This window comes from Leptospira ilyithenensis (assembly GCF_004771005.1).
GTDB lineage: Bacteria > Spirochaetota > Leptospiria > Leptospirales > Leptospiraceae > Leptospira_A > Leptospira_A ilyithenensis.
The window spans coordinates 36,625-50,457 of the sequence record NZ_RQHV01000036.1; the positions used below are offsets into that span (position 1 = coordinate 36,625).

13 protein-coding genes and 1 riboswitch are annotated in these 13,833 nt (G+C 41.9%); of the genes, 6 read left to right on the forward strand and 7 right to left on the reverse strand.

The genetic code is table 11. The annotated features are described in order from the left end of the window. Nucleotides 1-18 precede the first annotated feature (18 nt). The 7 genes from prpC to EHS11_RS05010 form a co-directional block, all read right to left on the reverse strand. Nucleotides 19-1,158 (reverse strand): bifunctional 2-methylcitrate synthase/citrate synthase, encoded by a 1,140-nt coding sequence (gene prpC, locus EHS11_RS04980; protein ID WP_135763316.1) that lies wholly within the window; start codon nt 1,156-1,158, stop codon nt 19-21. Further along, nucleotides 1,155-2,060 (reverse strand): methylisocitrate lyase, encoded by a 906-nt coding sequence (gene prpB, locus EHS11_RS04985; protein ID WP_135763317.1) that lies wholly within the window; start codon nt 2,058-2,060, stop codon nt 1,155-1,157. The genes prpC and prpB overlap by 4 nt, the downstream gene beginning before the upstream one ends. 30 nt (nt 2,061-2,090) lie before the next feature. Beyond that, the gene (gene metE, locus EHS11_RS04990; protein WP_135763318.1) at nt 2,091-4,415 is read right to left on the reverse strand and encodes a 5-methyltetrahydropteroyltriglutamate--homocysteine S-methyltransferase; all 2,325 of its coding nucleotides are present in this window, start codon (nt 4,413-4,415) and stop codon (nt 2,091-2,093) included. A 13-nt stretch (nt 4,416-4,428) separates the two neighbouring features. Further along, a complete protein-coding gene (locus EHS11_RS04995) occupies nt 4,429-4,869 on the reverse strand; it encodes an acyl-CoA thioesterase (protein ID WP_210413633.1) in 441 nt (146 codons plus the stop codon). Nucleotides 4,870-5,154: 285 nt separating this feature from the next. Beyond that, nucleotides 5,155-5,363, reverse strand: a riboswitch (cobalamin riboswitch). 427 nt (nt 5,364-5,790) lie between these two features. Next, nucleotides 5,791-8,334, reverse strand: coding sequence for an ATP-binding protein (locus tag EHS11_RS05000; RefSeq protein ID WP_135763319.1), 2,544 nt, complete (start codon nt 8,332-8,334; stop codon nt 5,791-5,793). A 159-nt stretch (nt 8,335-8,493) separates the two neighbouring features. Further along, nucleotides 8,494-8,799, reverse strand: a complete 306-nt coding sequence (locus tag EHS11_RS05005) for a hypothetical protein (RefSeq protein WP_135763320.1) — start codon at nt 8,797-8,799, stop codon at nt 8,494-8,496. Then, nucleotides 8,790-9,122 (reverse strand): hypothetical protein, encoded by a 333-nt coding sequence (locus EHS11_RS05010; protein WP_135763321.1) that lies wholly within the window; start codon nt 9,120-9,122, stop codon nt 8,790-8,792. Before EHS11_RS05010 ends, EHS11_RS05005 begins: the two co-directional genes overlap by 10 nt. 234 nt (nt 9,123-9,356) lie before the next feature. Here EHS11_RS05010 and EHS11_RS05015 point away from each other — a divergent pair, with 234 nt between their 5' ends. Genes EHS11_RS05015 through nuoF form a run of 6 tightly spaced genes read left to right on the forward strand, consistent with a single transcriptional unit; the run spans nt 9,357 to nt 13,820 of the window. Continuing rightward, complete coding sequence (locus EHS11_RS05015) at nt 9,357-9,734, forward strand: NADH-quinone oxidoreductase subunit A (RefSeq protein WP_109018746.1); 378 nt, start codon at nt 9,357-9,359, stop codon at nt 9,732-9,734. Then, nucleotides 9,725-10,285: an NADH-quinone oxidoreductase subunit B gene (locus EHS11_RS05020; protein WP_109018747.1), complete on the forward strand. Its 561-nt coding sequence runs from the start codon at nt 9,725-9,727 to the stop codon at nt 10,283-10,285. The genes EHS11_RS05015 and EHS11_RS05020 overlap by 10 nt, the downstream gene beginning before the upstream one ends. Next, on the forward strand, nt 10,282-10,803 hold the full coding sequence (locus EHS11_RS05025; RefSeq protein WP_135763322.1) for an NADH-quinone oxidoreductase subunit C: 522 nt from the start codon (nt 10,282-10,284) through the stop codon (nt 10,801-10,803). Before EHS11_RS05020 ends, EHS11_RS05025 begins: the two co-directional genes overlap by 4 nt. Before the next feature lie 11 nt (nt 10,804-10,814). Then, nucleotides 10,815-12,035 (forward strand): NADH-quinone oxidoreductase subunit D, encoded by a 1,221-nt coding sequence (locus tag EHS11_RS05030; protein ID WP_210413634.1) that lies wholly within the window; start codon nt 10,815-10,817, stop codon nt 12,033-12,035. Then, complete coding sequence (locus EHS11_RS05035) at nt 12,035-12,523, forward strand: NADH-quinone oxidoreductase subunit NuoE family protein (protein WP_135763324.1); 489 nt, start codon at nt 12,035-12,037, stop codon at nt 12,521-12,523. Before EHS11_RS05030 ends, EHS11_RS05035 begins: the two co-directional genes overlap by 1 nt. Before the next feature lies 1 nt (nt 12,524). Beyond that, nucleotides 12,525-13,820, forward strand: a complete 1,296-nt coding sequence (nuoF, locus tag EHS11_RS05040) for an NADH-quinone oxidoreductase subunit NuoF (RefSeq protein WP_135763325.1) — start codon at nt 12,525-12,527, stop codon at nt 13,818-13,820. The last annotated feature ends 13 nt before the right edge of the window (nt 13,821-13,833 follow it).

A 13,833-nucleotide genomic window follows, 5' to 3' on the forward strand; every position in this document is an offset into this window, starting at 1 on the left:
TTTTAATTTTATTTTTACCTACACTCTTTCTCTTAACGGAATAAATGTTAGATTGTCCGGTCCGATGTAGTTCGCACTCGGCCGAATGATTTTGTTATCAATTCTTTGCTCGATCACGTGTGCACTCCAACCTGCTGTCCTTGCTATAGCAAATAGAGGAGTGAACATGGCCGTAGGAATTCCCATCATGTGATAGCTGACCGCACTGAACCAATCCAAATTGGGAAACATTTTCTTTGCGTCCCACATAACGAATTCAATTCGATCTGCAATTTCAAACATTCTCATAGAGTTTGCATCATCAGATAATCTTTGAGCTACTTCCTTGATGACTTTGTTTCTTGGGTCGGCGATCGTATAAACAGGATGGCCGAATCCTATGATCACTTCTTTGTTTTCTACTCTCTTTCGAATGTCTTTCTCGGCATCATCCGGATTTTCATAACTTTTTTGGATTTCGAATGCGGCTTCGTTGGCCCCGCCGTGTTTTGGTCCTCGTAATGCACCGATTCCTCCGCAAATGGCGGAAAACAGATCGGACCCGGTTCCAGCCACTACTCTGCAAGCGAATGTGGAAGCGTTGAACTCGTGTTCTGCGTAAAGAATAAGGCTCGCGTGCATAGACTTTGTCCAAAGAGAGGAGGGTCTTTTTCCGTGAAGCAAGTGTAAAAAATGTCCTCCGATGGAATCTTCCTCGCTCTCCACGTCGATCGATCTTCCGTTATGTGAAAAATGATACCAGTAAAGCAGCATGGAACTGAGAGATGCTAGTAATCTGTCGGCGATATCTCGCGCCCCCGTATGGCTATGATCGTCCTTTTCCGGAGTGTTGCATCCCAAAACGGAAACACCCGATCGCATTACATCCATTGGGTGGGTGCTTGCCGGTAATTGTTTAAGAGCGATTTTAACCGCATGCGGCAATCCTCGGAGGGACTTTAATTTGCTTTTGTACGCATTTAGTTCCGTCAGATTCGGTAGCGTTCCATGCACAAGCAGATGGGCAATCTCTTCAAATTCGCATTGGTCGGCAACATCAAGAATGTCATAACCTCTGTAATGTAAGTCATTGCCTGATTTGCCAACTGTACAGAGTGAGGTATTTCCTGCTTCGATCCCGGAGAGTGCGACTGATTTTTTAGGTCTGTTTAAAATCATTTGAGAGTCCTTGTTTTTACGAATAATTCATCTAACTTTTGTTCGTACCAATAATACCCTATGGAATCATACAATTCCATTCTGGTCTGCATCTGATCGATTACATTTTTTTGCGTGCCGTCCTTCCGGATATTCACATACACATTTTCGGCGGCTTTGTTCATTGCACGGAATGCGGAAAGAGGATATAACACAAGTTTTACTCCTGAATCTTTCAGTTCATTAGTTGTAAAAAGGGGAGTAGATCCGAATTCGGTGATATTGGCAAGGATCGGAACTTTTACAGCACTGGAAAATTTTTCATACATTTCAAGGCTTGTGACTGCTTCTGGAAATATCATATCCGCGCCTGCTTCCACACAAGCAATGGCTCTTTTTATGGCTTTCTCTAATCCTTCGACAGCAATTGCATCTGTCCTTGCCATAATCACAAAACTCTCGTCGGTTCTTGCGTCGGTTGCCGCTTTGATTCTATCTGTCATTTCTTCAAGACTGACGATTTCTTTCCCCGGTCTGTGACCGCATCTTTTCGCGCCCGTTTGGTCTTCAATGTGCATAGCCGCGGCCCCGTATTTGATTAATGATTTGGTAGTTCTCGCAACATTGAATGCACTCGGACCGAATCCGGTATCTACGTCCACGAGCAAGGGAAGATCGCATACGTCTGTAATACGACGAATGTCCGTTAATACATCATCTAATCCGGTAATTCCCAAATCCGGGATTCCCAATGAACCTGCGGCAACTCCTCCTCCGGAAAGATAGATGGCACGAAACCCGGAGTGTTTTGCGAGTAAGGCATGATTTGCATTGATCGTTCCTACAACCTGAAGAGGATATTCTTCTTCTATTGCTTTGCGGAATTTTTCTCCGGGAGAAAGTGATGTTTGTTTAGTTGTCATTCATTCTCTCCTATTACAGTATAACTTTTGTTATTTTGCATATTCTTCCGTCTTCGTTCTCATAATTTCAGCGGCTTCCACCATGTTCCTTAAAGCTTCTTCTACTTCCGGCCAACCTCTTGTTTTCAAACCGCAGTCAGGGTTGACCCATAATTGCGGGTAAGGAAGAACCGATTTCGCTTTTTCCAAAAGATCGATCATCTCTTCTTTGCTCGGAACTCTCGGTGAATGGATATCATAGACACCAGGTCCTATTTCGTTTTTATAACCGGATTTTCCAAAGTCCCGAAATAATTCCATCTGTGACCTTGAAGTTTCGATAGAGAGAACATCCGCATCCATTGCCTCGATTGATTCCAATATTTCGCCGAACTCCGAATAACACATATGAGTATGAATCTGAGTTTCATCTTTTACGCCGCTCGTCGCCAAACGGAATGAATCAACCGCCCACTTCAAATATGTTTTCCATTCGCTCTTTCTAAGGGGAAGTCCTTCCCGAATGGCAGGTTCGTCTACTTGAATCATCTGAATTCCGGCAGATTCCAAATCGTTTACTTCATCACGAAGCGAGAGTGCAATTTGTTCGCAAGTAGCCTGTCTCGGTTGATCATTTCTTACGAAAGACCATTGCAGGATGGTAACAGGACCAGTTAACATTCCTTTGACGATTTTAGGGGTTAGTGATTGCGAGTATATGGCCCAATCGACAGTCATAGGTTCGGGACGGAAAATGTCTCCGAACAGGATGGGAGGTTTCACACAGCGGGAGCCGTAACTTTGTACCCATCCGTTTTCAGTAAAAGCGAATCCTTCCAGTTTTTCTCCGAAATACTCTACCATGTCCGTTCTTTCGAATTCCCCGTGAACCAAAACATCGAGACCGATTGATTCTTGTTTTGCGATACATTGTTTTGTTTCTTCTTTCAAAAACCGATTGTAATTTTCCAATGATAATTTTCCGCTTTTCCATGAGGCACGTGCCGATCTTACGTCATTTGTCTGCGGGAAAGAACCTATAGTTGTCGTTGGAAATGTCGGCAGTGAAAATCTTTTTTGTTGTAGGGTTTGTCGATTGATGAAAGTAGATTTTCTTTTTTTGTCTCCTTCCGAAATTTTCTCCAATCGTTCCCTGACTTTTTGGTTTTTTGTCCTGGGGGAATTTTTTCTCGTCTTCAGTGCTTTTTTATTCTCAAGCCACATATAACCAGATACCAGATAGGTTTGAGAAGGTACTTCCTTGCCGGAGGCTTCTGCAAGGGCTTTGATTTCGGATAATTTCTGTAATGCGAAAGACAGCCAGGATTTAAGTTCCGTATCAAGTTGATTCTCTCCGTTTAAATCTTCCGGAACATGTAATAGGGAAGATGAACTTCCTACGAATATTCTTTCACTTCCTATCGCTTCAACTGCTGTTCTTAAAATTTTATGAGTGGCTTCTAAATCGGTTCTCCAAATATTTCTTCCGTCAACTAGTCCTAAGGATAAAATATATTCAGGCGGCAGTGATGCCAAAACTGTTTCCAGTTGTTCGGGAGCCCTTACCAAATCTATATGCAATCCATCTAACTTTGAGGCGGTCGCAATCTTTAAATTTTCTTTTAAATCGCCAAAGTAGGTTGTAACGAGAATTTTCGGGCGTTCTGAAAATTTTGCAATTTCCGTCAGAGCGTTTTGGTAAGAGGATTGAATTCCTTTTTCCAACTCTAACACCAAACACGGCTCGTCCAATTGAATCCAACGAACTCCTTTTTTCTTTAAGAGCGAAAATAGTTCCTTGTAAAGAGGCAGTAGATCTTTCAAAAAATGAAGAGGTGATTTTTTTGAATTCAAGTCCATTTTAGAGAGAAGCAGAAAACTCACTGGCCCGAGAATCACCGGTCTTGTTTCAATTCCAAGTTCGTAAGCTTCTTCCCATTCCGAGATCAGTTTTTTCGGGTTTAGGGAAAACTTCGTCTCATCATTCAACTCAGGTACAATATAATGGTAGTTAGTATCGAACCATTTTGTCATTTCCAGCGCACTTGTATCAATTCCGGCGGATTTATTCTGTAATCCTCTGGCCATTGCAAAATAACGTGCGATCGGATTTGATATGGATCCGTATCTTTTCGGGGTTGCTCCCAGTAATACGATAGTATCCAAAACATGATCGTAATAGGAAAAGTCGTTGGAAGGAATATGATTCATTCCTGCTCTTTTCATTTCCAACCAATGTTGTTTTCTTATATTTTTACCGGTTTCATTCAGTTCTTCTTCTGAAATTTTTCCAGCCCAAAAGGATTCTAAGGATTTTTTGAGTTCCCTCGCTTTCCCGAATCTCGGATAACCTAAACAAGTTGCTAATACTGACATTATCATTCTCCTATTATGCTGATTTCGACCTAACCCGATCGAATAGAGGCGGAACTTTCGTTGGCTTGCCGGTTTTATCGAGTGCAACCAAAACAAATTTTCCTTTTGTTCCAAGTCGTCTTTCGCCCGTTAGGAAGTCTTCGCTGTAAAGTTCTACTCCTACTGTCATCGAAGTAGTTCCCGTTTTTGTGATCTTGGAAATGATTTCTATCAGTTGACCTTGTTTGATCGGGACTTGAAAGTCCGCCTTTTCGCTGTTAGCTACGACAACGGTATGCCTGGAGTAACGGGATGCCAGCATATAGGCTGACTTTACCATAAGAGAAAGCGCTGCTCCCGCAAATAGAGTTCCGTAATGATTGGTCCTTTCCGGAAATACCATTTCGACCAGTCTGTTTTCTTTGATGACCCCGGCCGGAATGACTTCCGTCGGATGAACTGATTTGTTCTTCACGATTCCTTCTCCTAAAGACAGCTACAACTAACTTAGTTATTGTTAGTTGATAGTTCGTAGGGGAAGAAGGTCAGCTTGGGCGTACGAAGCCGCAGGCTTTTACTGATAGAAGAATCGCAAAAGCACTGACCGACCTTTCGCCCCCACGGGCGACCACAAGAAAAGATAGAGGTGAGGATGGATCTAGAGTATGGCACTAAGGTAGGAAAACAAGGGTCCAATGCCAGCTTTTGATACCTTCCCACCTCCCTCGAGGATTCTAGGTCGTTCCGACGACGGATGTCTCTTCATCGTCGGGTGTTGGCAGGTCTTCGGGCTTGAGAGCATGTCAGCTATGCCGTTTGCCTAATTTTCACTGCTTCCCAGTTATCGTATAACCAGTGCAAGTTGTGAATTTCGTTCTCTCTTACCGCTGCGGGGCAGCCTCGGAATCTAACCGAGTTCCCTTTTAAGTGCTGATCTATGATCAGGACACCAACACAGATGGCACTATCCTTGGTACCTGGCATTTCAGTGTCAATTAAAAAATTAAACCCCGATATTATGCATAAAAGCTAATATGATCTGAATTGGACATAAATCTAAGAAATGTTTCCAACTTTTTTATTTTGTTTTATTTGAAATTTGCCTTTTTTTGCATATAGCACGGATAAGTTGGTTGGGTTGTTTGAAAATCGTGGTTTTTTCAATATCAGTCTTTCCGAATATTCAATTTCCCTGTCTATCTTTCCTTATTTTTGGTAGCTTGTCCGTATTCCCCGTTTGTGATTTTGAATTTCACCAAACTACGAAATACCTCCAGATTATGATGCCTAGTTCGTAAGATTCCTTTAAATTTGCAATGCAGTCTTAGTTTATACAAAGATTGAAAATTCTATCAATGGCTACGAAATTTAACCGGCTGAAAAGTATTTTCGTAGGTCAGGAACCTGTTTTTCTTTCAATCAGCCATTCATATAATGCCTGTTCAATGTCTCTTTTTTGAAATGGTTTGGGAAGGAAGGAGGACATTCCCGCTTTGAAACATTTTTCCCTATCTTCTTGAAAAGCGTCCGCAGAGACGGCAACGATGATCGGTTTCGGATTTATACTTATATCTTTTAAAATTTCTTCCGAGGCACCGATTCCGTCCAAGTTCGGCATATTGATATCCATAAAAATCAAATGAAACGCATTGGTCTTGGCTTTGTCAACTGCCTCACGACCGTCCCGTGCCAAGTCGTGGCGAACATTTAATTTTTTTAAAAATTTGGAAAACAAAAACAAATTGGTAGGATCGTCTTCGGCGATCAATATATTTGTGTTAGATGGTAGTTCGGAAAGATCCACGGAATCTTCCGAACGTAGAACTCTTGAAACCTGATTGGGAAGCAACCTTATCCTGAATTCAAACGAAGTTCCTATCGGATCGTTTCTTTTGGCTTCCAATTCTCCTCCCATTGCATCGGTGATTTTTTTGGAGATGGCAAGTCCGAGTCCCGTTCCTCCGTATTTGCGGGAGATGCTGGAATCCAGTTGTGTGAATCTTTGGAACAAAGAGTTCATTTTGTCTTCAGGAATTCCTATTCCCGTATCAGCCACTGATACTTTGTATTGAATCCAATTTCCGGTGTTTTCTTTTTCGGAAGAAATGCGGATTTTTATTTCTCCGGTTTCCGTAAATTTTACTGCATTTGAAATTATGTTGAATAACACTTGTTTAATTCTATTTTCGTCACCGTGCGCAAGATATATGAAATCCGGATCGAAAGTCACTTCGAATTTAACATTTTTTTTCTCCGCCTGGTATTTGAAGATTCCTTCCACGAGTTCGAGCAGAATTTTCCAGGAAAAATCCGTTTCTAATAATTCGATTTTTCCTGCTTCTAATTTCGAATAATCTAAAATATCGTTTAAGATGGTTAACAAAGATTGTCCGCTGTCTTGTAACATTTTAAGGTATTGTCCCTGATCTTTTGTCAGAGAGGTCATCTTGAGTAATTCGGCAATTCCCAAAATTCCGTTCATGGGAGTCCTGATTTCATGACTCATTGTCGCTAAAAATTGGGATTTGGCATTATTGGCGGTTTCTGCTATTTGTTTGGCGATCTCGTATTCTTCGGTACGAAGCCTGACTTGCAATTCAAGTTCGTATTTTTGATACTCTTTCAGGTTCATAAGTTCCGTATGAGTTTTGTTTTTTTCTTCCAGAATTTCGCCTAACCTTTCAACCAGGTTTTCTTTTTCCTGCAAAGTTTTTGTGATTTTTTTTGATAAGATGATTGCTTGGATGAATATAAACAGCAAAACGCCGAAATGGGAAATAAAGCCTGTATGAATGATGCCGAAATTAAACAGTAGGTCGTTTAACAGAGTAATGGCTGTTATGGAATAGGCAAAGAGCATCAAAGCCGCTCCTTCCCGTTTTCTAAGCAACGCTCTTATGAAGAAAGGAATATAAAGGATTAATACAAAGGCCAAAAAACCGAATAGATAAGCCGCAAAATGAGTGAAAACGGATACTGGCAAAAATAACGTGAATAGGAAAGAAGTGAATATAATCCTAAGGCCGTTCGTGAGTAATTTGGGTATGTCTTCGGGAAACAGAAGGTCATAGAGAGTGATCATCAAAATTCCGATCAAATATATCACTCCGAATAAGAAGCGGATATAAGAATCAAATTCAAAGTTGGGAAATAGATAATAAAATGTATGTGTTTCGAAATTTAACTGTCGAATTCCCATTACGATGCAGAAAAGACCGAATAACAGATATTCTTTGGATCGCAATCTCGATAGATAAATGATCAGATGATATAAGCCTATGATAATGATGGCGGAGCAACTTGCAATGTCCTTCATTACAAACTCAGTATGTTGTCTTGCGATTGACTCCCATTTTCCGAAATACAATGGTTCCCAAAATCCGTGATTCTCATGATTGAAATTGGAAACCCAAATCACGATCTCCGCTTCTTCAGGAAGATTCCCCAAATAGGCGACACCAGGTTTCAAATCCGGCTTCATTGTTTGGAAACTATCTCCTGTTCGTCCTATCTTGACCACAGAACGGGAGTTAATGAAAATTTCAAATGCGGACATGATCTCCGTCCAAAACAAACCGTAATTGATTTTACTGTCCCGGGGAAGGCGGAGTTTGAGCCGGTAGGTTGCTTTTCCGAAGATAGGTAGATTTTCTCCCTTTATTTTATAGAATTTCCAGAAAGAAGGAACAGGGAAATATCCCTGACATTTTTCTTTCCAAATGGATTCCTTCGATCCCGGAGGAATCAGTTCATCCCAACAAAATTCCCAGTCCCCTTTCAGGTTCACCAAACCTTGGTTTGGCTCCCATGCCGAAAGGTCGGTAGTTCCGTTAATTGCGTCGAGGTGGGAAGATGTGGCTATTTTGCAGGAAAAAAAAGACACGAAAAGGATAAGTAGTAAAAAGTAATTTTTTTTTAAGTAGGAAGGTGGAAATACCATAAAACTACCTTTAGGTGAATGAAGTGATGATCATCGGGATTCAAATAAAAAATTCGTATGTAAGAAAACATCTGCTCCTTTGTTTCAAGAGCAATCTATTTATTTTATATTCCGAAAAGCTAAATAAGTTTCCCCGTTGGTAAAGGGGTAAATCTGATTTTAGTTTGTTTTTTCCAAAAGCGAAATCACTCGTTTTTCCAGAACATACACTTGCTCTTTTTCAGAACCGCTCAAATGTTCCCAGATTCCGTGATTTTTCTTCCATTCTCTGACTTGAAGGCTTGCGATTTTTAAATCTTCCCTGTTCCCTTTTTTGATATAACATTCGCAGTTTTCCCGAATCAAGTGGGATATGCTGTCAAAATCATAACGACGGAGTTTGTATGTTTTATCCCAGATCTTTTTGGTGTATTCGTACTTTCCCTCAGAAGCAATGAGGAATGCAGCTTTGGAACTTATTTCCAAAATGCAATTTGCAGTGATCGTCCGTCCGCTGCAACGTCCAGTGCAATCAGTGGAGAACAGATAAGTGCACCGACCAGAGCTCCTCCTCCCAGGTAAACCAAAGTTTCTGTAACAGCTGTTCCGCTGGTGGCCGCAATGGAAGCAGCTTGGCCCGAGCGGGTTTGTACTGATTCTTTGGATTGTTCCAGAAATACGACTTCAGCCAGATCTTTCCTGGACTCTTCGCACATTCCCAAATAATGGTAATCTCTGATTTCGTCTTTGGACCCGAAACAATTGCATAGGGAAAATAGGAAGACTGACAGGTAAAAACGACAGAGCATAGGAAATCAAACTGTTTGATTGAAGTTGAAAAATCAACTGCAATCGGATTTTGTTTTTGAAAGAAACAAAACCTCTTGAGGACAAGGTGGATTTAATTGAGAGCGATTCTCAATTGGTTGACCTGTCGGTCATTTTGTACGGATTTCCTAAGACAAGTTGCAAATTTTCATGATTTCCTTCCTATAAAGAATCTAGCCTTGACAATAGGGCTATTGAATGAGATGATTCTATCAATGGGTTTAGCTCCAGATAGTTTCGCACCTATCCTTATCCAGCTTGCATTGGGAATCGGATTTTCCGCAGTCATCCTATCGCTTGCTTTCCTTCTCAATCCCAAAAAAAAGTCGAAACCTGCAGATACTTTCGAGTGCGGAGTGACTTATTACGGGGACGCACGCGGCCTTTTCAATATCAAATTTTATTTGGTCGCCGTCTTATTCATATTATTCGATATCGAGGCAGTATTTCTTTATCCTTGGGCCGTAAACCTTTTGAATTTCAAGAATGCCGGCCTAGGCGGATTCTTTCTGATTGAAATGTTTTTTTTCTTACTCATACTTGTAGTAGGTCTGTATTATATCTGGAAAAAGGGGGCATTGGAATGGGACTAACAGATGTTTTAAGCAAACCCGGTGAAATGTTCGGAGATATGTTCCAAGTTGCCACATTGGAAGATGTGGTTCAATGGGGACAAAGTTACTCCCTTTGGCCTTATCCTTTTGCTACCGCATGTTGCGGTATCGAATATATGGGTACGATGTGTGCGGATTATGATATGGCGCGTTTCGGCGCCGAACGTCCTTCCTTTTCTCCCAGACAAGCTGATATGATTTTGGTTTTGGGAACTATTACTTATAAAATGGCTCCCGTGCTTCGTCAGATTTACGATCAGTTGTCCGAACCGAAATTTGTGATCTCTGTGGGAGCTTGTGCTTCTTCCGGGGGAATGTTCGACACCTATGGAGTGTTACAGGGTGTGGATCGGATCCTTCCCGTAGATGTATATGTCCCGGGTTGTCCTCCCCGTCCGGAAGCGATTCTGGATGCGCTTGTGAAATTGCAGGAAAAAGTAAGGTCGCAAGGTTTGGAAGCGAGACGTCAGGAAATCATGAAAAAGATCCAAGAGATCAACGAAAAAAACAAACCTCTTGTTGTTGCATGAAAGAATCCATTCAGGCTTATTTAGAATCCGATTTTTCGAACTTCCTTCTAACCGGACGTGACATAAACACCAACCTTCCTTACTTTTGTATCAAACCGGAGGGAATTGTCCCCGTAGCAAAAGCGCTGAAGGAACATCCTGAATTTCGGTTTCAATTTTTAAATGACCTAACGGCTGTTGATTGGCTCGGAAAACGCGAAACACGATTTGAAATCGTATATTTGCTTCGTTCTCCCAAAAACAAACATTTTCGAATTCAACTTCGCGCTCCCGTGGAAGAAGGGGAATCCGTTCCTAGCTTAGTGGAAGTTTTTGTAGGTGCTAACTGGCCCGAGAGAGAAGTATTCGATTTGTTCGGAATTCCTTTTGCAAATCATCCCAGAATGGAAAGGATACTTATGCCTGATAATTTTATAGGACATCCTTTACGTAAGGATTATCCTTTGGAAGGTCCCGGACAGGATTATCTGATTGAAGATCTTCTTACCATTCATACGAACGAGGATATTAGCCAATAGGCGGAAATCTTATGGTAATGTACGAAAAAACCGCAGAATATTTCGGTCAGAAATACAAAGACCTTCCCGAAGGCCATTTGCTTGTCAACTTGGGTCCTTCTCATCCTGCCACCCACGGGATTTTACAAAACGTCATTCAGATTGACGGGGAAAGAGTGGTGGAAGCGGAGTCTGTCATCGGTTATGTGCACCGTTGTTTTGAAAAGCTGGGAGAAAGATACGATTACAACCAGTTTCTGGTTTGTACGGACAGGATGAATTATGTTTCCACTCCTTTGAACAACATAGGATGGATTCTCACTGTCGAAAAGATGATGCAGATCGATGTTCCCGAAAGAGTAACTTATGTAAGAATGATTATTTCCGAGCTATCCCGTTTGATGGATCATATCATCTGCAACGGAGTGATGGGGGTGGACTTGGGAGCTTTTTCCGGCTTCCTTCATTTGTTTCACCATAGGGAAAATATCTATCAGATTTTAGAAAAACTAACAGGTGCTCGCCTTACAACCACTTTTTGCCGAGTAGGGGGTATGGAAAGGGATATTTATCCCGATTTTCAAAAAGAAATCAAAATCGTTACCAAGGGCATCAAACCTGCATTAGACGAATTTGAAGAGCTTCTCATTCGAAATAAAATTTTCAACGAAAGAACTGCCGGGATCGGAGGGATTTCTGCAGAAGATGCGATTGCCTACGGATTTTCCGGACCCAATCTGCGTGCCGCAGGTGTACCTTGGGACGTTAGAAAAGACACTCCTTATATGTTGTATGATAAGGTGGATTTTGATGTTCCGGTGGGCGAAGACGGATCCGCATTGCACCGAACTTTGGTTCGGATGGAAGAGATGAGACAGTGCATTCGGATCATCGAACAATTAATAGACGGAATTCCAGAAGGTCCTTATCATGCGGATCTTCCTCATACATTTATTCCTCCCAAAGACAAAGTGTACAATAACATGGAAGAATTGATTTATCATTTCAAAATCATTATGCACGGAATCAAAGTTCCTCCCGGTGAATACTACCATGCCACGGAAGCCGCCAATGGAGAGTTAGGTTTTTATGTGGTCTCGGAAGGAGAAAAAACTCCTTGGAGAGTCCATGTTCGCAGGCCGTGTTTTTGGTATTATCAGGCATTCCCTCAAATGGTAAAAGGGGGATTACTTGCAGATACGATTGCAACTATGAGTTCTTTGAATGTAATTGCAGGGGAGCTTGATTGTTAATGGCATATCAATTTTCCCCCGAATCGGAAACCAGATTTCAAAAACTGATTCCTCAATTTCCCAACAAACGTTCTCTTATCCTGCCTTGTTTGTTTCTTTTGCAAAGAGATCAGGGGTTTGTGGATCATGACGGTATGCAATACATCGCCGATCGGATCGGCAATCCTGTTTCTCTCGCTCATGTGCATGGAGTTGCGACATTCTATACCATGTACAATAAAAAGCCGGTGGGCAAATTCCATGTTCAGATTTGTGCGAATATCTCTTGTTATCTTGCGGGATCCGACTCGATTACGGAAAAGGTTTGCAAAAAACTGAATTTGGACAAAGGCCAAACATCTAAGGACAAATTGTTCACTGTGGACGAAGTCCAATGTTTGGGTGCTTGCGGTTTTGGGCCCGTGGCACAGATTAACGACCGTTATTATGAAAATCTTACACCTGAAAAAATAGACCAAATATTGGAAGAGTTAGGACGGAAAGGTTAGTATGATCAGAAAACTATTAACAACACATATTGACCATCCGGAGTGCCATACTCTGAAACATTATCTTTCCGTGGGAGGATATGAATCTTCCAAGAAGGCTCTGAATTCACTTACCCCGGAACAGATTATAAATGATGTGAAAACATCCGGGCTCAGAGGAAGAGGCGGGGCAGGTTTTCCTACGGGAAACAAATGGAGTTTCATTCCGAAAACGGACAAACCCAAATATCTGATCTGCAATGCGGACGAAGGCGAACCCGGCACTTTCAAAGACAGACTGCTCATTGAAAAACTTCCTCATATGCTGATCGAAGGGATGGTCATCGCTGCAAAGGCAATCGACTGCCACCAAGGATATATTTATATCCGAGGTGAATTCAATAAAGGTATTGATGTTGTGGAAACAGCAGTGAACGAAGCTTATGCGGCAGGACTACTTGGGAAAAATATCCAAGGTTCGGGGCATGATTTCGAACTCGCCATTTATTCCGGTGCCGGTGCTTATATTTGCGGAGAAGAATCCGCGCTTATCAATTCCCTTGAGGGAAGGAGGGGTCATCCTAGACTCAAACCTCCTTTTCCTGCCGTATCGGGACTTTACTCTTGCCCTACTGTCGTGAACAACGTGGAAACATTTTGCAATGTTCCCCATATCATTCGGATGACGGGAGAAGAATACAAAAAGATCGGAACCGAAAAATCTCCCGGTACTCGCTTATTTGCTGTTAGTGGGCATGTCAAAAAACCGGGCATTTACGAAGTGGAAATGGGCACTCCCATGAAGGAGTTGATCTATGATATTTGCGGTGGGATGAAGAATGATAAAAATCTGAAAGCAGTGATTCCCGGTGGATCTTCCGCTCCCATTTTAACTGCTGAGGAAGCAATGACCGCGACTATGGATTACGAATCCATTGCCAGCCTCAAGTCTATGCTTGGATCCGGTGCTGTGATCATCATGTCGGAAGAAGCGGATCTGGTAGAGACGACTTACCGGTTGGCCGAATTCTATTCCCATGAATCTTGCGGACAATGTACTCCTTGCCGTGAAGGAACTCATTGGGTCAAAGATATATTGCACAAAATCAAAGTAGGGGAAGGGACGGAAAAGGATGTGGAATTGATTTATTCTCTCTCCCGTAATATGGAAGGCGGAACTACCATTTGCCCTCTTGCCGATGCTTGTGTGATGGCGGTCCGACCTACCATGCAAAAGTTCAAAGAAGAGTTTGCACGAAGACTACAACCGGTTGATAAACCGACCGAACCCAAAAAAGAAGTAGCCAATGTTGGCTAAAAAGGCAGTTTAG